Here is a 21,516-nt window from a genome sequence, read left to right on the forward strand (position 1 = left end):
GAAAATCACATGACAGGCGTCATCCGTAATTCGGCGTTGGATACAAATATGCTGGGCATGGTGCCTATGGTGGTAGAGCAAAGTGGGCGCGGTGAACGTTCCTATGACATCTATTCCCGCTTATTGAAAGAGCGTGTGATTTTTCTGGTTGGTCCGGTGAATGATCAGACGGCAAATCTGGTCGTCGCGCAGCTGTTGTTTTTGGAGAGTGAAAATCCAGATAAGGATATTTCTTTCTACATTAATTCTCCGGGCGGCTCCGTTTCTGCCGGGATGGCGATCTACGACACCATGCAGTTCATTAAGCCAGATGTGTCGACATTGTGTACCGGTCTGGCTGCATCGATGGGGGCTTTTTTGCTGGCGGCAGGTGCTAAAGGTAAGCGATTCTCTTTACCGAATTCCCGCATTATGATTCATCAACCCTTGGGTGGTGCACAGGGGCAGGCTTCAGATATTGAGATTCAGGCGCGTGAAATTTTGTACTTGCGCGAACGTCTGAATGGCATTCTGGCGGAAAACACAGGCCGCAGCTTAGATCAGATTGCCAAAGACACTGATCGTGATAATTTTATGTCGGCTGATGCCGCTGTCGAATACGGGTTAATTGATAAAGTTTTGACTCATCGCGCTTAAGCTGCTTGAATTAGATAAACGCCCGTTCCCATAAAGGTTCGGGCGTTTTTTATTTATTTTCTAAATTATTCGATTTCTCAGGTACTTCCGGATCTTGTGCATGCAATGACGAAAACTGTTTTTGCAGGTAATATGCTCTTCGTTCCGATTTATATTTATTTTGTTTTTCTCATATTCGTACCATGCCCGATAAAAAATCCTCCAGCGGTGAAAAACTGCTCTACTGCTCATTCTGCGGAAAGAGTCAACATGAGGTTAAGAAGCTGATTGCAGGGCCTTCGGTCTTTATTTGCGATGAGTGCATAGACTTGTGCAATGACATTATTCGCGATGAAGTATCTGAAATTGACAATATAGCGAGCGCGAAAACTGAGCTGCCAACTCCCCAGGAAATTACCGATTTATTGGACCAGTATGTGATTGGTCAGCCAAACGCGAAGCGTATTCTGGCGGTCGCTGTCTACAATCATTACAAGCGTCTGAAGCATCTGGGTAAAAAGGATGATGTAGAGCTCGCCAAGAGTAATATTTTGCTGGTTGGCCCTACCGGGTCAGGTAAAACGTTGCTGGCGCAGACGCTTGCTCGCATGTTGAATGTACCGTTTGTGATCGCAGACGCAACGACCTTGACCGAGGCTGGTTATGTTGGTGAGGACGTTGAAAATATCATTCAAAAATTGCTGCAGAACTGTAATTATGAAGTCGAACGTGCTCAGAAGGGCATCGTCTATATCGATGAGATTGATAAGATTTCCCGTAAATCTGACAATCCCTCGATCACACGTGATGTGTCTGGTGAAGGCGTGCAGCAGGCTCTGCTGAAGCTGATCGAGGGCACGATGGCATCGGTGCCGCCACAAGGTGGTCGCAAGCATCCAAATCAGGACTTCATTCAGATCGATACCACGAATATCATGTTTATTTGTGGCGGTGCTTTTGATGGCCTGGCAAAGATTATTTCAGACAGATCAGAGCGTAGCAGTATTGGTTTTTCAGCCAGCGTTAAAAGTCAGACGGAAAAAAGCGCAAGTCAGATGATGCAGGATGCGGAGCCGCAGGATTTGATTAAGTTCGGTTTGATTCCTGAATTGGTTGGTCGTTTGCCTGTGATTGCAACGCTCAACGAACTCGATGAAGCGGCATTGATTCAGATCCTGGTTGAGCCAAAAAATGCGCTGATTAAGCAATATGCAAAACTGCTGGAAATGGAAGGCACTGAGCTTGAAATACGCCCGGCTGCTTTGCAGGCAATTGCAAAAAAAGCGATTGCCCGTAAAACTGGTGCGCGTGGTTTGAGATCGATACTGGAGCATGCATTGTTGGATATTATGTACGATCTGCCTAGCCATCAAAATGTTGAAAAAGTGGTGATTGATGAGGGGACTATCACTAACGGTGCTAAGCCTTTGCTTATTTATCACGAGCAAGCCAAAGTGTCCGGAGCTTGAGTTTTTGCAAAAAAGGGGAGATATCCCCTTTTTTTTATGGTTATTCACCGCATTTTTTTTAATCGAAGTAGAATGAAGTAGGAAGAAACATGGCTTCAGCCGTAAAGCTACCCGGAGGAGCTCTCTGCGTAGCTTTTTTATTGTTTTTTCTGATAATGGGCTTGTGTTTTAGCCTTGTGCGCCAACATTACCAACTAGTATTTATGAAAGGTGCGCCATGACAACTACTTCAATTACCGAGCAAATTCAACTGCCGCTGCTGCCATTACGTGACGTGGTTGTATTTCCCCATATGGTTATTCCACTGTTTGTGGGGCGCCCAAAGTCCATTAAGGCTTTGGAGGCTGCAATGGAGCAGGGTAAAAGCATTATGCTTGCTGCTCAAAAAGCCGCTGCGAAGGACGAGCCTTCGGCTGACGATATTTATGAAATTGGTTGTATAGCCAATATTTTGCAAATGTTGAAGTTGCCTGATGGCACAGTAAAAGTATTGGTTGAAGGGGCGCAGCGTGCCCGCATTCACCAGATTCATGATTCTGAGTCACACTTCAGTGCTGAAGTGACGCCGGTTGCAGCAGTTGAGGAAGATGATTCCGAAGTTGAAGCGATGCGTCGTGCAATTGTTCAACAGTTTGATCAATACGTAAAACTGAACAAAAAAATCCCGCCTGAAATTCTTGCCTCTCTTTCTGGCATTGACGACGCCGGTCGTCTTGCAGATACCATCGCGGCACACTTGCCTCTGAAATTGGAGCAAAAGCAAGTGATCCTGGAAATTTTCAGTGTAGCCAAAAGGCTTGAGCATCTGCTTGGGCAACTTGAAGGCGAGCTCGATATCTTGCAGGTGGAAAAACGTATCCGTGGTCGCGTTAAGCGTCAGATGGAGAAATCGCAGCGTGAGTACTATCTGAACGAACAAGTGAAAGCGATTCAGAAAGAGCTGGGCGAAGGTGAAGAGGGTGCAGATATCGATGAACTTGAGAAAAAAATCATTGCCGCCAAAATGCCGAAAGAAGCTCGCGACAAGGCTCTTAATGAGTTGAAAAAACTCAAAATGATGTCACCGATGTCTGCAGAGGCAACAGTTGTCAGAAATTATATTGATACTATTGTTGGTTTGCCTTGGAAGAAAAAATCCAAAGTAAATAATGATCTGACGAATGCTGAGAAGGTTCTGGAGGATGAGCATTACGGTTTAGATAAGGTTAAAGAGCGCATTCTTGAGTATCTTGCTGTTCAGCAACGTGTGGATAAGTTAAAAGCTCCGATTCTGTGTCTGGTCGGCCCTCCGGGTGTCGGTAAAACGTCTCTCGGTCAGTCGATTGCCCGGGCAACAAATCGCAAGTTCGTTCGCATGGCGCTTGGTGGTGTGCGTGACGAGGCAGAGATTCGTGGACATCGTCGCACTTACATTGGCTCCATGCCTGGTAAAATTTTGCAGAGCCTGGCCAAGGTCGGTGTTCGCAACCCTCTTTTTTTGTTGGATGAAGTCGATAAAATGGGGGCGGATTTCCGTGGCGATCCTTCGTCCGCATTGCTGGAGGTGCTTGATCCTGAACAAAATCATACGTTTTCGGATCACTACATTGAAGTCGATTTTGATTTGTCTGACGTGATGTTTGTCGCGACGTCTAACTCGTACAATATTCCTCCTGCATTGTTGGACAGGATGGAAGTGATTCGTCTTTCTGGTTACACAGAGGATGAAAAAACCAGCATTGCTCAGCGCTATTTGTTGCAAAAGCAAATTAAAAATAACGGCCTGAAAGAAACGGAAATCACTGTCGCAGAAAGTGCGATCAGAGATATTATCCGCTATTACACAAGGGAGGCTGGTGTTCGTTCGCTGGAGCGCGAAATTTCCAAAATATGTCGTAAAGTCGTCAAAATGCTTTTGCTGAAGAAGAGTGAGAAAAAAGCGACGATTACCTCCAAAAATCTGGATAAATATTTGGGTGTACGCCGATACGATTTTGGCGTTGCGGTCAAGGATAATCAAATTGGTCAGGTAGTTGGTCTGGCATGGACGGAAGTTGGTGGCGATCTCTTGACTATCGAGGCTGTTTCTATGCCCGGTAAAGGTGGCGTTATCCGCACTGGAACCTTAGGTGATGTCATGAAGGAGTCGATCGAAGCTGCCCGCACAGTTGTGCGTAGCCGGGCTCAGCGCTTGGGCATTAAGGCTGATGTCTTTGAGAAGAGTGATATTCACATTCACGTACCTGAAGGGGCGACACCTAAAGACGGTCCTTCTGCTGGTATCGCAATGACGACCGCATTGGTATCTGTGTTCACCGGGATTCCTGTGCGGGCGGACGTTGCGATGACAGGTGAGATCACTTTGCGTGGCGAGGTGTTGCCAATTGGTGGTTTGAAAGAGAAATTACTGGCAGCGCATCGCGGCGGAATTAAAACTGTTTTAATTCCGGAGGAGAACGCAAAGGATCTGGCTGAAATCCCGGACAATGTAAAAAACAAACTGGAAATTATCCCGGTGCGTTGGATAGACAAGGTGTTGGAAATTGCTTTGGAGCGTCAGCCGCAGCCTTTGGTTGACGCGGAAATTCCCGTTGCTGCTGGATCAAGTGAGCCTTCTGCTGATCTTGCTGTTGTGAAGCATTAATGTTGTATGGATAAAAAAACGCCCGAATTTTCGGGCGTTTTTTTTATTTAGATTTTATCTAAGCGTCATTGATAGCAATATATTTTCGTTTGATTTTCTTAGTATCAGATCCAATTTCGCATCAGCCCGACAGCCAGTCCTTCCAGTGAGAAATTTTCCTCGTTTTCATTTACTTTGATAATTGAGTAGTCAGGATTCTCAGGAATTAATTCAACAGAATTTCCGGTTTTTTTATAGCGCTTGACAGTCACATCATCGCCAAGCCTGGCAACAATAATTTGCCCATTTCTTGCAGTATCAGTCTTCTTTACTGCTAACAGATCGCCATCGAGTATGCCTGCGTCACGCATAGACATGCCGCGAACCTTGAGAAGAAAATCTGGCTTGGCAGAAAACAGTGCAGGGTCTACTTGGTAGCTGGTTTCAATGTGTTCTGATGCGAGTATTGGCGATCCGGCCGCAACCCGCCCGATCAGTGGCAGGTTTATCTGAGAAAAAACAGATTGCGATGACGCCAGTTGTTGACCTGTGATATGACTTGATAATTCTGACTCCAGCAGGCGTATGCCGCGCGATGTTCCGGGCGCTATTTCAATCACGCCCTTTCTTGCGAGTGCCTGCAGGTGCTCTTCCGCTGCATTGGTGGAGCGAAAGCCCAGCTCAGCCGCTATTTCAGCGCGGGTCGGCGGGAAGCCTGTATTTTGAATGGCATCTTTGATTAAATTCAGGATCTGCTCTTGTCGGGCTGTCAGCTTAAGCATTTTGTGTGAACGTAGATCATTACGCTGTATATAAAAACAGTCTGTATTTTTATACAGTGCGCTGTGAAGTGCAAGGAAATTTTGTGGCTATGTGCAATCTAGTACCATCGGATTAGCTCTGTACTGAATTGATTGAATAAAACGGAAAAGTGCGTTATGATCGTCGGCTTTCCTCTTCCTGCACTCGTCTTGACGCCGAGGCAGGCTATTTTTATTGTCCACAAGGAGAATATATGCGTCATTATGAAATCGTATTTATTGTACATCCCGATCAAAGCGAGCAAGTTCCTGCAATGATCGAACGTTACAAAGCTAGCGTTGTTGCACGTGGTGGTCAGGTTCACCGCGTTGAAGACTGGGGCCGTCGTCAATTGGCTTACATGATTCAAAAATTGGCTAAAGCACATTATGTTTGCATGAACATTGAGTGCGATGCAGAAACATTGCTTGAGCTGGAAACAGCATTCAAATTCAATGATGCCGTTCTGCGTCACCTGACAGTCAAAATGAAAAAAGCTGAAACAGCACCATCTCCAATGATGAAAGCTGTTCAAAAAGAAGACGCGGCTAAAGCACAGCGCGTTGAAGCACCAGCTGCTTAATTCATTTGATTTGAAAAAGGTCGTATAAAAAACAGTGAATCAACTGACAGTGATGGCTCGTATCATAGAGAAATCAGCGATACGTTACACGCCAGCTGGGATACCAATAGTATCAGCAATATTGATGCACAGTTCGCAGCAGGTGGAAGCCGGAACAGGGCGATTGGTTGAATTTGAAATTTCCGCACAAGCTGCAGGTGAAATTTCAGGAAAATTCTCCGAACTGCCTTTAGATGTTGAGATTGCATTCACGGGTTTTTTAGCACGCAAAAATCGCAACAGCAAAAGTCTGGTATTTCATATCAATGGAATACGGGCAAATTTACTAGATTAGGAGCCACAAATGGCATTCGGTAAAAAATTTGATAAAAGCAAATTGAAGCAAAAGCGTCAACAACAAAACCCTTTGTTCAAACGCAAAAAATTCTGCCGCTTCACAGCAGCACATGTAGAAAAAGTTGATTACAAAGATATCGACACATTGAAAGATTTCGTGCAAGAAAACGGCAAAATTATGCCTGCACGTCTGACTGGTACTAAAGCGCTGTACCAACGTCAAGTTGATACAGCGATCAAGCGCGCACGCTACTTAGCGTTGTTGCCTTACACTGATCTGCACACAGCGTAATTGACGACAGGTATTAGGAGAAAAATATGCAAGTTATTCTGATGGATAAAGTCGTTAATCTCGGCAATCTTGGTGATGTAGTTCGTGTTAAAGATGGTTATGCACGTAACTTTTTGATTCCACAACGCATGGCTCGCCGTGCGACTGCAGCAGCAATCGCTGAATTTGAAGCGAAACGTGCTGAGCTGGAAAAAGCAGCAGCAGCAAAATTGGCTGTAGCTCAGGCTCAAGGCGAGAAGCTGGAAGGTTCTACAGTTCAGATTTCACAAAAATCTGGTGTTGATGGTCGTTTGTTCGGCTCAGTAACTAATTTTGACATCGCTGAAGCGTTGGCTAAAGTTGGTTTCACTGTTGAAAAAGCACAAGTTCGCTTGCCGCAAGGTCCGTTGAAAACGGCAGGTGATCACGCTGTTTCCGTTGCACTGCATACTGACGTTGTAGTTAACGTGAATGTATCAGTTGTTGGCGAGCACGCATAATTAGCTGTTAGCTAGATATAAAAAAAGCCGGGGTTTCCCCGGCTTTTTTTATGGTAAGCGTAAAATTATATAAACAATTTTGTTTATTGATGTTTATTGTTCACACCGTACTTTGTCGCCTTCAGTCGTTATTTGTAATTTGATTTAGCAGGTATAATGCGCGCCATGAAAGCCGCTACTGATCCACAACTTGATGCGATTCGCGTCCCCCCCCATTCCATTGAGGCAGAGCAGTCTGTCCTTGGTGGCCTTTTACTCGATAATGCTGCATGGGATCGTATTGCTGATTTTATCGGTGAGGAAGATTTTTATCGTTATGACCACAGAATTATTTTTCAGTGCATTGTAAAACTGATTAATTCTTCAAGGCCAGCAGACGTCATTACTGTTTACGAGGCCTTGAATGGCATGGGCAAGGCCGAAGACGCAGGTGGTTTGACTTACCTGAATGCGCTGGCACAAAACACGCCTTCGGCTGCAAATATTCGCCGCTACGCTGAAATTGTCCGCGATCGTGGTGTGTTGCGCAAACTGATCACTGTTTCAGATGAAATTGCTGGTAATGCTTTCAATCCTCAGGGTAAAGAAGTCAAGCAAATGCTGGATGAGGCCGAGTCCAAAATCTTTGCGATTGCTGAAGAGGGTGCGCGTGGAGCGCAGGGTTTTCAGGCAATTCAACCTTTGTTGACGCAGGTTGTAGAGCGTATCGATGAGTTATACAACCGTGATAACCAGAACGATATCACCGGTGTTCCAACTGGATTCGTTGATCTGGATAAGATGACTTCTGGTTTGCAGCCGGGTGATCTGATTATCGTTGCTGGTCGTCCATCTATGGGTAAAACGGCGTTTTCACTCAATATCGGCGAAAACGTCGCAATTGACAGCGGCCTGCCGGTGGCGGTGTTTTCAATGGAGATGGGCGGCGCACAGTTAGCGATGCGTATGCTTGGTTCTGTTGGGCGGCTGGATCAGAGCCGTTTGCGCGTGGGTAAGTTGAGCGACGAAGACTGGCCTCGGTTGACGCATGCCATTCAAAAAATGAATGACGCGCAGTTATACATAGATGAAACTCCGGCTCTGAGTTCTATCGAATTGCGTGCGCGTTCGCGACGTTTGGCTCGTCAGTGCGGCAAGCTTGGTTTGATTATCGTCGATTACCTGCAGTTGATGTCGGCGAATTCTGCGGGTGAAAACAGGGCAACCGAAATTTCAGAGATTTCACGAAATCTTAAAGGCCTCGCAAAAGAGTTAAATTGCCCGGTCATTGCACTTTCTCAGTTAAATCGTTCGCTGGAGCAGCGCCCGAATAAGCGGCCTGTGATGTCAGATTTGCGTGAGTCGGGAGCGATTGAACAGGATGCCGACGTGATTATGTTTATTTACCGGGATCAGGTTTACAACCCTGACTCTCCCGATAAAGGCACTGCCGAAATTATTATCGGTAAGCAGCGTAATGGTCCAATTGGCAGCGTGCGACTGACTTTCCTTGGTGAATATACCAAGTTTGATAATTACGTCGGTTCGTTGTCGGTGTATGGCGATAATGAGTAATGCAGAATAATTTTTACCCAGTGAGTACATTTCACTAAATGTCTTTCTTCAGTTTGTTAGGTGTAATCAACTTGTGCCCTGACAAAAATATTCCAATTTGTTTCAAATTTCAGTGAGAAAAAAATGTTTGGACGCCTGATGCCTACGGAAGGCAAATTCTTTGAATTATTTAATCAGCATGCAGATCTGTGTGTTAAAGGATCAAAAGAAATGCTTGCCTTGATGACCAATTTTGATGATCTTGAAAGCAGGGTGCATGCGATCGAGAGCATCGAAAAGCAAGCAGATACAGTGACTCACAATACAATAGAGTTGCTGCATAAAACGTTTATTACGCCACTTGATCGCGATGATATTCATAAGCTGATTACGCGTATGGATGACATACTTGATTTGCAGGAAGACGCTGCGCAGACCATCTCGCTCTACGACATCCGTGAAATTACACCTGAAGCAAAGCGACTGGCTGAGTTGTGCCTGGCCTGTGCGGAAAAGGTTAAAGCGGCCGTTGCCTTGTTACATAACATGAATAATTCACGCGAGATTCTGACGATTTGTGAAGAGATCGATCGTCTGGAATCCGATGCTGATCACGTAATGCGTGCTGCGATGTCGAAGCTGTTCCGCGATGAGCCGGATGTTCGCAATCTGATTAAATTGAAAGCAATTTACGAAATTCTGGAAACTGTTACCGATCGTTGTGAAGATGTCGCGAATATTATCGAAGGCATCATCGTCGAAAACGCTTAACAGCAGATATTGACCCGGCTAGTATTCTGAGCCGGGTCTGTCTACTTCACTCTCTCAAATGAATAACCTGGCTCCCGGAGAATCGGGAGCTGTATAAAGCAGAGTAAATTTCATGCAGACTTTACAAATCAGCATTTATGTTGTCGCAGCTTTGGTTGTGCTGGCATTGCTATTTGATTTTATGAACGGCTTTCACGACGCTGCCAATGCGATCGCGACCGTTGTTTCTACCGGAGTATTAAAGCCTCATCAGGCGGTGGCGATGGCTGCGTTCTTCAATGTTCTGGCGGTGACTGTGTTTCCGTTGACGGTGGCGGCTACGATTGGCAAAGGAACGATACAGCCCTGGGCAATTGATCATTATGTTATTTTTGGCGCACTGGTAGGAGCGGTGTTCTGGAATCTGGTGACCTGGTATTTTGGTATTCCGTCCTCTTCATCGCATGCGTTGATTGGTGGCTTAGTCGGCGCCGCAGTTGCTAAGTCAGGTACGACTGCGTTGGTGTCGGCCGGATTGATTAAAACGATCGCTTTTATCATTGTTTCGCCGTTACTCGGATTCATACTCGGCTCTCTGATGATGTTGCTGGTGTCTTGGCTGTTTGTTCGTTCAACGCCGATGAAAGTCGATAAATGGTTTCGGCGTTTGCAATTGATCTCCGCTTCTATGTATAGCCTTGGGCATGGTGGTAACGATGCACAGAAAACTATGGGCATCATCTGGATGTTGCTGATTGCCGGTGGATATTCAAGCACCCATGATGTTATGCCGCCATGGTGGGTCATTTTGTCCTGTTATACCGCGATCGGTCTTGGCACCTTATTTGGTGGCTGGCGTATTGTAAAAACGATGGGGCAGAAAATTACCAAGCTCAAGCCAGTTGGCGGGTTTTGCGCAGAGACTGGTGGTGCGATTACCTTATTTATTGCGACAGCGCTGGGAATTCCTGTTTCGACGACGCATACAATTACGGGGGCGATTGTCGGTGTTGGTTCCGCGCAAAAAATGTCCGCCGTGCGCTGGGGTGTTGCCGGCAACATCGTATGGGCGTGGGTATTAACTATCCCGGCGTCGGCTTTTGTCGCTTCGGTTGCGTGGTGGGTAGGAACGAAAATCTTATAATGGACGTTGGTATTCAACGATATAAAAAAAGCGCCAGTCAATCTGGCGCTTTTTTATTGATGATGGTGAATCTGCGCAGATTTTTTACATCTGTTTAAATAAGTGGACGAAGCTTCTGCTGACTTCCAGTTTTTCTGTCAAACCTTTGACTTGTACCAGGTGGCGGCCGCGCAAGTCTCTGACTACGCCGGAAATTGCTTTTGCATTGACCAGTGTTGAACGGTGGATTTGCCAGAATAAAGCCGGATCCAGTTCTTCCGATAAATCACGGACGGGTTTACGGATCAGGGCTTCATAATTTGCCGTTTGTACCCGGGTGTATTTTTCGTCTGACTGAAAAAAGAGTATTTCTTCAACCGGAATTAAGCGCAACTCTTGTCCGATGGATGCTTGTATCCATTGCAGGTAGTTGGGTTTCGACATGCCCATCTGTTTCGCCAGTTGCGACAACATATTGCTCATGTCTGCAGGCTGATCATGGGCCTTTAAGCGTGATTTCAGGCGCTCTACGGTTTTACTGAGCCGCTCCACATCTGCTGGCTTCAATACGTAGTCTACCGCGCCATGATCAAAGGCCTGAATCGCGTACTGATCGTAGGCGGTAATGAATACGACGTGAGCTTTGTTGCCGATTTCCTTTGCCGCCTCAAGTCCTGTTTTGATTGGCATTCGTATGTCGAGGAAAATCAGATCAGGCTGGTGTTTTTCAACCAGTTGTATTGCTTCTTCTCCATTTTTTGCTTCGTCCAGAATTTGCAGTTCTGGCCACACTTGTTCAAGGCGTGACCTTAACTGCTCGCGCATCAGTCGTTCATCATCTGCAAGGATTGCGGTTGGCATCATGATTATTAATTGGCTAATTCGTAAGGAATTTCTATGGTAACGCAAACGCCGCTGGGTTGATTCGGTGTAATGATCATTTGTCCTTTTTCTTTGTAAATCAGTTTCAGGCGTTCACGTATATTTTGCAGACCAAGTCCTGTTCCGTTGCTTGGCATCGCACCAAATCCCAGGCCATCATCGGTGACGGAAACGCGCAACTTGTTGTGAGCGACCTCGACTCTGAATTTAATTGTGCCACCTTCGGCTTTACATTCGAGACCATGTTTAATCGCATTTTCTACCAGTGATTGCAGCATCATCGGAGGGAAAGATGCGCTGCGTAAGCCTTCCGGCATAACAAAGTCGACGTTGAGTCTCTCCTCCATCCGCATTTTCAGCAGATCGAGATAAGCTTTGATCATGTCAGCTTCGCGTCCCAGATTCGTCGTGGATGCGTTCTCGCGCATCTGCGGCAAGACAGCGCGCAGATAGCTTATCAGACTGCGTTGCATCGCTGCTGCGCGAGGTGGGTCGGTTTCAATCAAGTGCTCGACAGACGCCAGTGTGTTGAACAGAAAATGTGGCTCTACCTGTGCCTGCATCATTTGCATCTTGGCTTCGCTGACCTGACGCAGTAAGGATTCTCTTTCTGCTGCGAGACCGGCTTCTTCCGCTTTTTCTTCAGCTCTGACTTTGCCGCCCATCAGTATTTTCATGCCGAAAAGCCCGAATACCAGAAGCAGAACAAAATTAACAAACCATTTCGATGATGTTTTTTTGTAGCTGCGCACTTCTTCATCGGCCGCATCTGCCACTGCATTATTGATATCTTCACTGATTTCTTTGGCGACTTCGGGCGGAAGTTTTATGTGTATATCTTCTGTCGTCGGGCTTGTTTTCTCAGTTACAGCAGGTGCTGCCGGTACTGCGGGCGTTGCAGGCGTGGCCGCGTTGGCAGGAACACCGGAAGCCTCGGGCGTCGGTGATGTGTTAGCGCCCGACGTTAAATCGATATCACTTTTTGTGCGGATGCCATTCTCATCAATTTCGATTTGCTTACCTTTGCCATTCGAATTGGCCTTGCGGATGCGGATCCCGGTGTCGTCGATTTCTATGCTGGTATCGTTGTCAATGACCTGGGCTTTCTTGTTTGCTTTTTTTGATGGAACGTTTTTTGTGACGACAACACTTTCTTCCGACGTAAACAGCATGTCTTGCAGTATCGCCCCTGCGAGCATGGTGATAGCGGCGAACAGTAAAAACTTCCACCAGGATAATTTGGTTACCCATGCCGCAGTCTGATCGAAACGCTTACTCAGCCAGTTACTGAATTCGCTGATCAGGTCTTTAATGGTTTGTGTCGTTGTTGGATTCATGGATGATCTCCCTGTCTGTTGCTCTGTGCCGTTGCGCCCCACATGTATGTCAATGCGGATGCGTTTTCTTGTTGATGGTCAGACTTTGACAAAAATGACGCCAACACGCCATCGGTATGCGATAGTCCGTCAGAAACGGGGGGCAGAATGAAAAAAAGACGACACGACTGTGTTGTGTGTCGTCTTTCCTGGTATTTCTATGTGAGTTTGGCGCCAGAATACTCAGTGCGACGGTCTGTTTTCCAGCCATGCGTGAAGATCGCCGCGCGTCAGCGGCTTTGCGTAAAAATAGCCCTGTGCCAGATTGCAGCCGTAAGACAGTAAGGTATCCGCCTGCATCTGATTTTCCACGCCTTCAGCAATGACAGCTAGTCCAAGATTCTGACCGAGCTGAACGATCATTTTTGCGATGCTGCCTTCGCTCGCGTTTTCCTGAATGTCATTGACAAAGGCTCTGTCGATTTTGAGTTTATCGATATCGAGTTTTTGCAAGTGACTTAATGAAGAGAATCCTGTACCGAAATCATCAATTGAAATACTGACGCCAAGTTGCTTAATCTGACGCAGCGTTTTAATCAGCAATTCCGGGTCTTTCATCGCCATCGACTCGGTGATTTCAAGTTCGACGAATTGTGGCGGTGCTTTGGTGTCTTCAAGCGCTTTGTTGAGTGTTTGCAGGAACAGAGGGTGAGAGAACTGTACCTGAGAAACGTTGACTGCCATTTGGAATTCGGTATAGCCCAAGCCGCGCAGGTACACTAGTTCATGGCAGGCGCTGCGCAGCACCCATTCGCCGATATCGACGATCAGGCCAGAATATTCTGCAATCGGGATAAATTGATCGGGTGGGATAAACTTCCCATCATCCGTTCTCCAGCGTAACAAAGCTTCGGCGCCAAGAATTTTGCCGCTTCGTATATCGATCTGCGGTTGATAAACGACAAATAAGCGTTGATGCTCAAATGCGGCGCGCAAAGCATGCATTAAAAGTACGCGTTCACGAATTTCAACGCCCATACTTCTGGTGAAATATTCGTAACCGCCACGCTGATGCGTTTTTGCACGTTTCAGTGCGATGTTGGTGTCTTTTAATGCCTCAGAGCCGTCGCCATCGTATTCGTCAAGTTTAATCAAGCCGATTGTGGCGGAAAGTTGCACTTCCTGATTATCAACGTCAAACGGCTTGGTAAATAGCGCCAGAATATTTTCAGGGCAAACCAGTTTTTGATCGCCGACCAGAGCGAACGTGTCACTGCCGACTCTGGCTAACTTACATTCGCAACCGAAATGATTGCTCAGGCGCTGCGCGACGGAATACAGCAGCAGATCTCCGAAATGATGGCCCAGCGCATCGTTGGTTTCGGCGAAATGATCAATATCAATCAGCGACAGCGTGCTGTGATTTTTGAGTGGCGAGGCAATAATTTCATTGAGTGTCTGGAGTAATTTTAAGCGATTAGACAGACCTGTCAGCACATCATAGAAGGCGTAATTGTGCAGGCGCGACGTTAGTACCACATTGTCCAGTCCTACCGAAACATTACTGCAAAATACTTCCAGCAGGCGCTTATCCATTTCATTCAGACGCAAGCCGTTTTCAAGGTACAGCGTAAAGTCTTTTCTGGCCGGATTATTGAAGCGGAGTACGGTCGCATCATTGCCGTATATGCTTTGTCCTTCCGCGAGCGATTTTGTGATGACGTCGATCGCTTTTGTTTGTCTGATCGCCGAAATCGGTTGTTCCAGCAGGTTAGAAAAAGCTTTTGTGGCGGCGACGATGTGCAGATCATTGGCGTGCTCGTCTTTAACGAGCGGGTTTTGCCGTGCGCAGATAAAACCCTCTGCACTGATGCCCAGCAAATGATTGATCTGCGTGAGTACACCCTCGGCAAAATGCGACAATCCATGCAGTGCCATTAATTCAGTGCTGGCATTGATGACATTCTCAAGTCCATGCCGGCTGGCGTTGATGTCGCAGATCTGCTCGTACGAGCGGATGGCCGATGTCACTGCTGTATAAAGCTTGGTGCGTGTCAGTTCAGACTTGGTTTTGTAATCGTTGATATCGTAATCACGGATCGCATCGATCTCAGGAGCATAGCCAGGTTGCCCGGTTCTCAGAATAATACGGACATCGCTCAGTTTCAGTGATTTGCGGATGTAATTAACGAGTTGCAAGCCGGCATCTTCCTGCTCCATCACAACGTCGAGCAAAATGATGGCGATATCGGATTCTGTCTCCAGTATCGCCCGCGCTTCCGAAGCTGAATAGGCATGGAGAAAACTCAACGGCCTGTGCTGTATTTCTAGGCTGCCAAGCGCGAACGTTGTTGCTGAATGGACGTCAGGATCATCGTCGATGATCATGATCCTCCAGCTGGAGCGCGCCTTAGGTTCTGCCGGGGATGGCTCCTGATCGTGTTCATCAAGGAAAATCAGGTTATCTTCGGCAGGGTGAGTCGGTGAAATCATCGGAAATGCGGCTCCATGCGTTGCATATCTTTATACTCAGATTGCGTGATTTTGTCTTCTGCTCGAACTATGACATTAAAAATCACCTAAGCCAAGCCTCCGGCCTTTTCTTTATCAATAAAAAAGCATTATTGGTGTGGAAAACATCAAATGCCTGCTTTTCAGTGCAAAGCAAGCGCGGATGTGGTGCGTACACGGGCAGCAAGCCCGCATTAAGCTGTTAGAATGATTTAAATTCTGTTTTTAACTTCTCTCGCAAAATATTATGTCTGGCAACACTTTTGGAACGCTGTTTACTGTTACTACATTTGGTGAATCTCATGGTCCTGCGATCGGTTGTGTGATTGACGGATGCCCGCCTGGTATGGATTTATCTGAGGCCGATATTCAGCCTGAACTGGATCGTCGCAAACCCGGAACATCCCGCCACGTTACTCAGCGCCAGGAGCCTGACACGGTAGAGATACTGTCCGGCGTTTATCAGGGGAAAACAACCGGAACACCGATCGCATTGCTGATTCGTAATCAGGATCAACGCAGCAAAGATTATGGCAATATCACTGAAACCTTCCGTCCCGGCCATGCCGATTTCACCTACTGGAGCAAATATGGCATTCGTGATCCGCGTGGTGGCGGCCGTTCGTCGGCACGTCTGACGGCGCCGGTGGTTGGTGCCGCGGCGATTGCAAAAAAGTGGCTGAAGCAAAAATTCGGTACGGAATTTAAAGGCGGCATGAGTCAGCTAGGCGAGATTGCGATTCCTTTTCAGGCCTGGGAACACGCGGCAGAAAATCCTTTTTTCGCGCCGACCGCCGACGCCGCATTGATTGCGCAATTGGAAAACTACATGGATGACCTGCGTAAAGACGGCGACTCCATCGGAGCGAAAATCGATGTGGTGGCGACCAACGTACCGGTGGGACTGGGGGAGCCTATTTACGACAAACTCGATGCCGATATTGCTTTTGCCATGATGGGGATTAATGCGGTGAAAGGGGTGGAAATTGGCGCCGGTTTTCAATCGGTTGCACAGCGTGGTTCTGTGCATGGCGATGAAATCACACCGCAAGGTTTTGTCGGTAACAATGCTGGCGGAATTCTGGGCGGCATCTCTACCGGGCAAGATATTACGGTGTCGATAGCGATTAAGCCGACCTCATCAATTCGTACCCCGCGCCAGTCGATTGATAAAAACGGCAAATCTGTTACGGTGGAAACTTTCGGCCGGCATGACCCCTGTGTTGGTATCCGTGCGACGCCGATTGCCGAAGCGATGCTGGCCTTGGTGCTGATGGATCATGCTTTGCGTCACCGGGCGCAATGTGGAGATGTGGTCAGCCCGGACTTTTTTGAGCGTTAAACCAAGCAGGCATTCTCACAGCCTGCCTTAAAGTCACTGCAAATTTAGTATTTGGGGGAGTATCCGGTCTTTTTGCCTTTATCTCCGCGTAAAGACTGGGTCTCTGGATATACTGGGGGGAGTATATTTGGGCTTCCCACGACTGCTGTGACTCCTGTTTCCATTTCCTTACCGTTTTATTCGTGACGGAATAAATATTGGTTATTCTGTGAAAATTCCTTTTCATGCAGATGAAAATTCGGGAATTTTTTTAAATTTCAGACTTTTCTACTGATTTGGAATTCCATTTTTGGCTTTCAGCGTGGTTTTGCATAGCACAATTGTGGCATAATCAAATGCAAAAAACAGACCCAATGCGGTTTCGCGGTTCAAATTCATCACGACTTCTTCAGGCTTCAGATTATGCTCAAAACGCTTTACGACAAATTGTGGGAATCTCATGTAGTTCACTCCGAAGACGACGGCACAGCCATTCTGTATATCGACCGTCATTTGCTACACGAAGTCACGAGCCCGCAGGCGTTTGAAGGCTTAAAGATCGCCGGACGCCAGCCTTGGCGTAATGCAGCAAATCTGGTGGTCGCCGATCACAATGTGCCGACCACGAATCGCATCAATGGCATTGATGACCCTACGTCCCGTTTGCAAGTCGAAACGCTGGATAAAAATGCGAAACAATATGGTCTGACGTATTTCAGTATGGCGGATAAGCGTCAGGGTATCGTCCACGTTATCGGCCCTGAACAAGGTGCCACCTTGCCAGGCATGACCGTTGTGTGTGGAGATTCACATACTTCGACGCACGGCGCGTTTGCCTGTCTGGCGCACGGTATCGGCACTTCCGAAGTCGAGCATGTACTCGCAACACAAACCCTGATTGCAAAAAAATCCAAAGCCATGCTGGTGCAAGTGGATGGTGCATTGCCTGCCGGCGTGACTGCAAAAGATGTGGTGCTGGCGATTATCGGCAAAATAGGCACCGCTGGTGGTACTGGTTACGCAATTGAATTTGCCGGCTCGACGATACGCAGCTTATCGATGGAAGGCAGGATGACCGTCTGCAATATGGCGATTGAGGCAGGTGCCCGCGCCGGTATGGTGGCCGTCGATCAGACCACGATTGATTATGTGAAAGGTCGTCCATTTTCACCGGTGGGTCCGCATTGGGATCGTGCCGTTGAATACTGGAAAACCCTGCATTCAGATGCTGGCGCAAAGTTTGATCTGGTGGTGACCTTGAATGCGGCAGAAATCAAGCCACAGGTAACCTGGGGTACTTCGCCGGAAATGGTGGTGGCGATTGATAGCCGCGTTCCCGATCCGGATCAGGAAAGAGATGCGGTCAAGCGCGATGCGATTGAAAAAGCGCTGGCATATATGGAATTGAAACCAAATACGGCCATTGCTGACATTCGCATCGATAAAGTCTTTATTGGTTCGTGTACCAATTCGCGGATTGAGGATTTGCGTGCCGCCGCTGCCGTAGTGCGCGGCAAATTCCGCGCCTCAAACGTGAAGCTGGCCCTAGTTGTACCGGGCTCTGGTCTGGTCAAAGAGCAGGCGGAGCGCGAAGGTCTGGATAAAATTTTCCGTGATGCCGGTTTTGAATGGCGTGAACCTGGCTGCTCTATGTGTCTGGCAATGAATGCGGACCGTCTGGAACCGGGTGAGCGCTGCGCATCCACATCCAATCGTAATTTTGAGGGGCGTCAAGGGCAGGGTGGACGCACTCATCTTGTGTCTCCGGCGATGGCTGCTGCTGCAGGAATTGAAGGTCATTTTGTTGACGTACGTCGCTTGTCATAAACATTTGCAAAAGGAATCATCATGAAAAAAATCTTCTTTATTTTGTCTTGTGTGGCTTGTGTATTGACTTTGTCCGCTTGCAATACCGTGCAGGGTATCGGTAAAGATGTCAAAAAAGCCGGTGAGGTTGTTGAAGGCGCAGGGAAAAAATAAGCCGTTATATGGAAAAATTTACTTTACTGGATGGCGTCGTAGCGCCTATGGATCGGGCGAATGTGGATACCGATGCCATCATTCCTAAGCAGTTTCTGAAATCAATACAGCGTACGGGCTTTGGTCCGAACCTGTTTGATGAGTGGCGTTATCTGGATCATGGCGAGCCTGGTATGGATAATAGTGCTCGCCCGCTGAATCCGGATTTCGTGTTGAATCAGGCGCGCTATCAAGGCGCTTCGATCCTGTTGGCACGCAAAAATTTTGGCTGCGGCTCTTCACGGGAGCATGCGCCGTGGGCGTTGGAACAATATGGTTTCCGCGCAATTATCGCCCCGAGTTTTGCCGACATTTTTTTCAATAACTGCTACAAAAATGGGCTGCTGCCTATCGTTTTGAGTGAGATGCAAGTCGATCATTTATTTAACGAGGTTAAAGCTTTTCCAGGTTTCCGTCTGGTGATTGATCTCGAAAAACAAATGGTGACGACATCGAACGGCAGCGTCAGTTATCCGTTTGAAATTGATGCATTTCGCAAATATTGTCTGATCAATGGCTTGGATGATATTGGGCTGACATTGCGTCAGGCAGACAAAATTCGCGCGTTTGAAGAACGCCACATCGCCGCGCAACCGTGGTTGGCGAATACGATTTAATAAAGAACAGAAAAAATGAAGATAGCAATTTTGCCAGGTGATGGCATAGGCCCGGAAATCGTTGAACAGGCAGTACAAGTGCTGAATGCGCTGGGCGAGCAATTCGAAATGGAAACGGCACCAGTTGGCGGTGCAGGTTATGAAGCCTCAGGCCATCCGTTGCCGGATGCGACCTTGAAGTTGGCGCAAGAAGCCGATGCGGTATTGTTTGGTTCTGTCGGTGATTGGAAATACGATACGCTGGAACGCGCTTTGCGTCCCGAGCAAGCGATTTTGGGCTTGCGTAAAAACCTGAAGTTATTTGCTAATTTGCGCCCGGCGATTTTGTATCCTGAGTTGGCGGGCGCTTCAACGCTGAAGCCGGAAGTCGTGTCGGGTCTGGATATTCTGATTATCCGTGAATTGACTGGCGACATTTATTTCGGTCAGCCGCGCGGCGTGCGTGTTTGTCCTGATGGCCCATTCAAAGGTGAGCGCGAGGGCTTCGATACCATGCGTTATGCTGAAACGGAAATCCGTCGCATTGCTCACGTTGCTTTCCAGACTGCACAAAAGCGTGACAAGCGCCTGACCAGTGTTGATAAGGCAAACGTGCTTGAGACTTTTCAGTTCTGGAAAGACATCGTAAGCGATGTGCATAAAGAATATCCTGATGTCGCGCTGGATCACATGTATGTCGATAACGCGGCGATGCAATTAGTGCGTGCGCCTAAGAAGTTCGACGTGATCGTGACCGGCAATATGTTCGGCGATATTTTGTCTGATGCCGCGGCGATGCTGACTGGTTCTATCGGCATGCTGCCATCGGCTTCGCTGGACGCGAATAACAAGGGTTTGTATGAGCCTTCTCACGGTTCTGCGCCGGATATCGCTGGTAAAGGCGTGGCAAATCCGCTGGCGACGATTCTGTCTGCAGCGATGATGCTGCGCTACTCACTGAATAAAGCACAGCAGGCTGATCGTATCGAAAATGCGGTGAAGAAGGTACTGGCTCAGGGCTTGCGCACACCGGATATTTACGAAGCGGGTACAACCAAGGTGGGTACGGTGGAGATGGGGCGCGCTGTGGTGAATGCGTTGGCGAGTTAAGGTTTTTATTGATGGGCAGGGACGTCCTGCAATTTTTAGGGAAAAATGATGAAACTGGTGGGTTTGGTAGGTTGGCGTGGGATGGTGGGATCGGTTCTGATGCAGCGTATGCAGGAAGAAGGCGATTTTGCTCATATAGAACCAGTATTCTTTTCAACATCGAATACAGGCGGTACGGCGCCTGCGATGGCAAAAAATGAGAAGACGCTGAAAGACGCAAATGATATTGACGCATTGAAGAAGTGCGAAATTATTATTACCTGCCAGGGTGGTGATTACACGAACGAAGTTTTCCCGAAATTGCGTGCTGCCGGTTGGAATGGTCATTGGATTGACGCTGCGTCGAGCTTGCGTATGAATGATGATGCCGTGATCGTGCTGGATCCGGTCAATTTGCCAGTGATTAAAGATGCGCTGGCAAAAGGCCAGAAAAACTGGATCGGCGGCAACTGCACCGTTAGTTGCATGTTGATGGGTGTTGGTGCTTTGTATAAAGCGGGTCTGGTTGACTGGATGAGCACTCAGACTTACCAGGCTGCATCTGGCGGTGGTGCTCAGCATATGCGTGAATTGCTGACGCAGTACGGAACCTTGAATGCCGAAGTAAGAGATCTGCTGGATGATCCTAAGAGCGCAATTCTGGAAATTGATCGTAAGGTCATTGCGAAGCAACGTTCCTTGTCTGCTGCTGAGACTGCCAATTTTGGTGTGCCATTGGGCGGTTCCCTGATTCCATGGATCGATAAAGACCTCGGTGACGGTATGTCTAAGGAAGAGTGGAAGGGCATGGCTGAGACGAATAAGATACTTGGTCAGGGCGAAGGTTTCGGCACTGCGGCTGTTCCGGTGGATGGCTTCTGCATCCGTATCGGTGCAATGCGCTGTCATAGTCAGGCGCTGACATTCAAGTTGAAAAAAGATGTTCCAGTTGCGGACATTGAGGCGATGATCGCGGCCGATAACGAATGGGTGAAAGTGGTGCCAAATACACGCGAAGCCAGTGTTCGTGATTTGACGCCAGTTGCTGTAACGGGAACGATGACGATCCCTGTTGGGCGCATTCGTAAGCTCGCGATGGGACCGGAGTATGTTGGAGCATTTACTGTTGGTGATCAGCTTTTATGGGGTGCTGCAGAGCCTCTGCGCCGGATGTTGCGTATTCTGATTGACTGATATCG

General features: G+C 47.6%; 20 protein-coding genes. 16 read left to right on the forward strand and 4 right to left on the reverse strand.

From position 1 onward, the window contains the following. Window positions 1–9: 9 nt before the first annotated feature. The 3 genes from clpP (at window position 10) to lon (ending at window position 4,707) form a co-directional block, all read left to right on the forward strand. Window positions 10–636, forward strand: a complete 627-nt coding sequence (gene clpP / locus H8K29_RS16720) for an ATP-dependent Clp endopeptidase proteolytic subunit ClpP (RefSeq protein WP_304941603.1) — start codon at window positions 10–12, stop codon at window positions 634–636. A 182-nt stretch (window positions 637–818) separates the two neighbouring features. Continuing rightward, window positions 819–2,084 (forward strand): ATP-dependent Clp protease ATP-binding subunit ClpX, encoded by a 1,266-nt coding sequence (gene clpX / locus H8K29_RS16725; RefSeq protein ID WP_186898495.1) that lies wholly within the window; start codon window positions 819–821, stop codon window positions 2,082–2,084. Between the two features lie 217 nt (window positions 2,085–2,301). After that, entirely contained in the window at window positions 2,302–4,707 is a 2,406-nt protein-coding gene (gene lon, locus H8K29_RS16730) for an endopeptidase La (RefSeq protein WP_186883682.1), read from the forward strand. A 104-nt stretch (window positions 4,708–4,811) separates the two neighbouring features. On the opposite strand, the gene lexA is transcribed toward lon, so the two are convergent. Next, entirely contained in the window at window positions 4,812–5,468 is a 657-nt protein-coding gene (lexA, locus tag H8K29_RS16735) for a transcriptional repressor LexA (RefSeq protein WP_186898496.1), read from the reverse strand. 233 nt (window positions 5,469–5,701) lie between these two features. Here lexA and rpsF point away from each other — a divergent pair, with 233 nt between their 5' ends. From rpsF to H8K29_RS16770, 7 genes are all read left to right on the forward strand, one after another. Beyond that, window positions 5,702–6,070 (forward strand): 30S ribosomal protein S6, encoded by a 369-nt coding sequence (gene rpsF / locus H8K29_RS16740; protein WP_186883681.1) that lies wholly within the window; start codon window positions 5,702–5,704, stop codon window positions 6,068–6,070. Window positions 6,071–6,104: 34 nt separating this feature from the next. Continuing rightward, window positions 6,105–6,404 carry a primosomal replication protein N gene (priB, locus tag H8K29_RS16745; protein ID WP_186898497.1) on the forward strand — a complete coding sequence of 100 codons (300 nt, stop codon included), beginning with the start codon at window positions 6,105–6,107 and terminating at the stop codon, window positions 6,402–6,404. 9 nt (window positions 6,405–6,413) lie between these two features. Further along, window positions 6,414–6,698 carry a 30S ribosomal protein S18 gene (gene rpsR / locus H8K29_RS16750; protein ID WP_110252960.1) on the forward strand — a complete coding sequence of 95 codons (285 nt, stop codon included), beginning with the start codon at window positions 6,414–6,416 and terminating at the stop codon, window positions 6,696–6,698. Window positions 6,699–6,724: 26 nt separating this feature from the next. Then, window positions 6,725–7,177 (forward strand): 50S ribosomal protein L9, encoded by a 453-nt coding sequence (rplI, locus tag H8K29_RS16755; protein WP_186883679.1) that lies wholly within the window; start codon window positions 6,725–6,727, stop codon window positions 7,175–7,177. Between the two features lie 165 nt (window positions 7,178–7,342). Then, a complete protein-coding gene (locus H8K29_RS16760) occupies window positions 7,343–8,731 on the forward strand; it encodes a replicative DNA helicase (protein ID WP_370527217.1) in 1,389 nt (462 codons plus the stop codon). A 123-nt stretch (window positions 8,732–8,854) separates the two neighbouring features. Beyond that, window positions 8,855–9,481, forward strand: coding sequence for a DUF47 domain-containing protein (locus H8K29_RS16765; RefSeq protein ID WP_186883677.1), 627 nt, complete (start codon window positions 8,855–8,857; stop codon window positions 9,479–9,481). Between the two features lie 112 nt (window positions 9,482–9,593). Further along, window positions 9,594–10,604: an inorganic phosphate transporter gene (locus H8K29_RS16770; protein WP_186898498.1), complete on the forward strand. Its 1,011-nt coding sequence runs from the start codon at window positions 9,594–9,596 to the stop codon at window positions 10,602–10,604. 84 nt (window positions 10,605–10,688) lie between these two features. Here the strand turns inward: H8K29_RS16770 and H8K29_RS16775 are convergent, their stop codons facing one another. The 3 genes from H8K29_RS16775 to H8K29_RS16785 form a co-directional block, all read right to left on the reverse strand. Then, a complete protein-coding gene (locus tag H8K29_RS16775; protein WP_186898521.1) occupies window positions 10,689–11,444 on the reverse strand; it encodes a LytTR family DNA-binding domain-containing protein in 756 nt (251 codons plus the stop codon). Between the two features lie 8 nt (window positions 11,445–11,452). Continuing rightward, the gene (locus H8K29_RS16780; RefSeq protein ID WP_186898499.1) at window positions 11,453–12,802 is read right to left on the reverse strand and encodes a sensor histidine kinase; all 1,350 of its coding nucleotides are present in this window, start codon (window positions 12,800–12,802) and stop codon (window positions 11,453–11,455) included. Between the two features lie 222 nt (window positions 12,803–13,024). After that, entirely contained in the window at window positions 13,025–15,274 is a 2,250-nt protein-coding gene (locus H8K29_RS16785; protein WP_255423426.1) for an EAL domain-containing protein, read from the reverse strand. A gap of 265 nt (window positions 15,275–15,539) precedes the next feature. Here H8K29_RS16785 and aroC point away from each other — a divergent pair, with 265 nt between their 5' ends. From aroC to asd, 6 genes are all read left to right on the forward strand, one after another. Further along, window positions 15,540–16,634 carry a chorismate synthase gene (gene aroC / locus H8K29_RS16790; RefSeq protein ID WP_186898500.1) on the forward strand — a complete coding sequence of 365 codons (1,095 nt, stop codon included), beginning with the start codon at window positions 15,540–15,542 and terminating at the stop codon, window positions 16,632–16,634. A gap of 402 nt (window positions 16,635–17,036) precedes the next feature. Next, complete coding sequence (gene leuC / locus H8K29_RS16795; RefSeq protein ID WP_186883673.1) at window positions 17,037–18,440, forward strand: 3-isopropylmalate dehydratase large subunit; 1,404 nt, start codon at window positions 17,037–17,039, stop codon at window positions 18,438–18,440. Window positions 18,441–18,461: 21 nt separating this feature from the next. Then, window positions 18,462–18,593, forward strand: a complete 132-nt coding sequence (locus H8K29_RS16800) for an entericidin A/B family lipoprotein (RefSeq protein WP_186883672.1) — start codon at window positions 18,462–18,464, stop codon at window positions 18,591–18,593. Window positions 18,594–18,601: 8 nt separating this feature from the next. Then, on the forward strand, window positions 18,602–19,249 hold the full coding sequence (leuD, locus tag H8K29_RS16805; protein WP_186898501.1) for a 3-isopropylmalate dehydratase small subunit: 648 nt from the start codon (window positions 18,602–18,604) through the stop codon (window positions 19,247–19,249). A gap of 15 nt (window positions 19,250–19,264) precedes the next feature. Next, window positions 19,265–20,338, forward strand: a complete 1,074-nt coding sequence (gene leuB, locus H8K29_RS16810; protein ID WP_186898502.1) for a 3-isopropylmalate dehydrogenase — start codon at window positions 19,265–19,267, stop codon at window positions 20,336–20,338. Window positions 20,339–20,383: 45 nt separating this feature from the next. Next, window positions 20,384–21,511 (forward strand): aspartate-semialdehyde dehydrogenase, encoded by a 1,128-nt coding sequence (gene asd, locus H8K29_RS16815; RefSeq protein ID WP_186883669.1) that lies wholly within the window; start codon window positions 20,384–20,386, stop codon window positions 21,509–21,511. Window positions 21,512–21,516 lie beyond the last annotated feature (5 nt).

The sequence above is a fragment of the Undibacterium sp. CY21W genome (genome assembly GCF_014284265.1).
In the GTDB taxonomy this organism is placed as follows: Bacteria; Pseudomonadota; Gammaproteobacteria; order Burkholderiales; family Burkholderiaceae_D; genus Undibacterium; species Undibacterium aquatile.

What these genes read in the sequence shown, in the direction of transcription:
- H8K29_RS16770 (WP_186898498.1), top strand. Translation starts at nt 9,594, where the DNA reads ATGCAGACTTTACAAATCAGCATTTATGTTGTCGCAGCTTTGGTTGTG.
- H8K29_RS16780 (WP_186898499.1), bottom strand. Translation starts at nt 12,802, where the DNA reads ATGAATCCAACAACGACACAAACCATTAAAGACCTGATCAGCGAATTC.
- aroC (WP_186898500.1), top strand. Translation starts at nt 15,540, where the DNA reads ATGTCTGGCAACACTTTTGGAACGCTGTTTACTGTTACTACATTTGGT.
- leuB (WP_186898502.1), top strand. Translation starts at nt 19,265, where the DNA reads ATGAAGATAGCAATTTTGCCAGGTGATGGCATAGGCCCGGAAATCGTT.
- lon (WP_186883682.1), top strand. Translation starts at nt 2,302, where the DNA reads ATGACAACTACTTCAATTACCGAGCAAATTCAACTGCCGCTGCTGCCA.
- H8K29_RS16775 (WP_186898521.1), bottom strand. Translation starts at nt 11,444, where the DNA reads ATGCCAACCGCAATCCTTGCAGATGATGAACGACTGATGCGCGAGCAG.
- H8K29_RS16800 (WP_186883672.1), top strand. Translation starts at nt 18,462, where the DNA reads ATGAAAAAAATCTTCTTTATTTTGTCTTGTGTGGCTTGTGTATTGACT.
- rpsR (WP_110252960.1), top strand. Translation starts at nt 6,414, where the DNA reads ATGGCATTCGGTAAAAAATTTGATAAAAGCAAATTGAAGCAAAAGCGT.
- leuC (WP_186883673.1), top strand. Translation starts at nt 17,037, where the DNA reads ATGCTCAAAACGCTTTACGACAAATTGTGGGAATCTCATGTAGTTCAC.
- leuD (WP_186898501.1), top strand. Translation starts at nt 18,602, where the DNA reads ATGGAAAAATTTACTTTACTGGATGGCGTCGTAGCGCCTATGGATCGG.
- clpP (WP_304941603.1), top strand. Translation starts at nt 10, where the DNA reads ATGACAGGCGTCATCCGTAATTCGGCGTTGGATACAAATATGCTGGGC.
- H8K29_RS16760 (WP_370527217.1), top strand. Translation starts at nt 7,343, where the DNA reads ATGAAAGCCGCTACTGATCCACAACTTGATGCGATTCGCGTCCCCCCC.
- rpsF (WP_186883681.1), top strand. Translation starts at nt 5,702, where the DNA reads ATGCGTCATTATGAAATCGTATTTATTGTACATCCCGATCAAAGCGAG.
- asd (WP_186883669.1), top strand. Translation starts at nt 20,384, where the DNA reads ATGATGAAACTGGTGGGTTTGGTAGGTTGGCGTGGGATGGTGGGATCG.
- H8K29_RS16765 (WP_186883677.1), top strand. Translation starts at nt 8,855, where the DNA reads ATGTTTGGACGCCTGATGCCTACGGAAGGCAAATTCTTTGAATTATTT.
- H8K29_RS16785 (WP_255423426.1), bottom strand. Translation starts at nt 15,274, where the DNA reads ATGATTTCACCGACTCACCCTGCCGAAGATAACCTGATTTTCCTTGAT.
- lexA (WP_186898496.1), bottom strand. Translation starts at nt 5,468, where the DNA reads ATGCTTAAGCTGACAGCCCGACAAGAGCAGATCCTGAATTTAATCAAA.
- clpX (WP_186898495.1), top strand. Translation starts at nt 819, where the DNA reads ATGCCCGATAAAAAATCCTCCAGCGGTGAAAAACTGCTCTACTGCTCA.
- rplI (WP_186883679.1), top strand. Translation starts at nt 6,725, where the DNA reads ATGCAAGTTATTCTGATGGATAAAGTCGTTAATCTCGGCAATCTTGGT.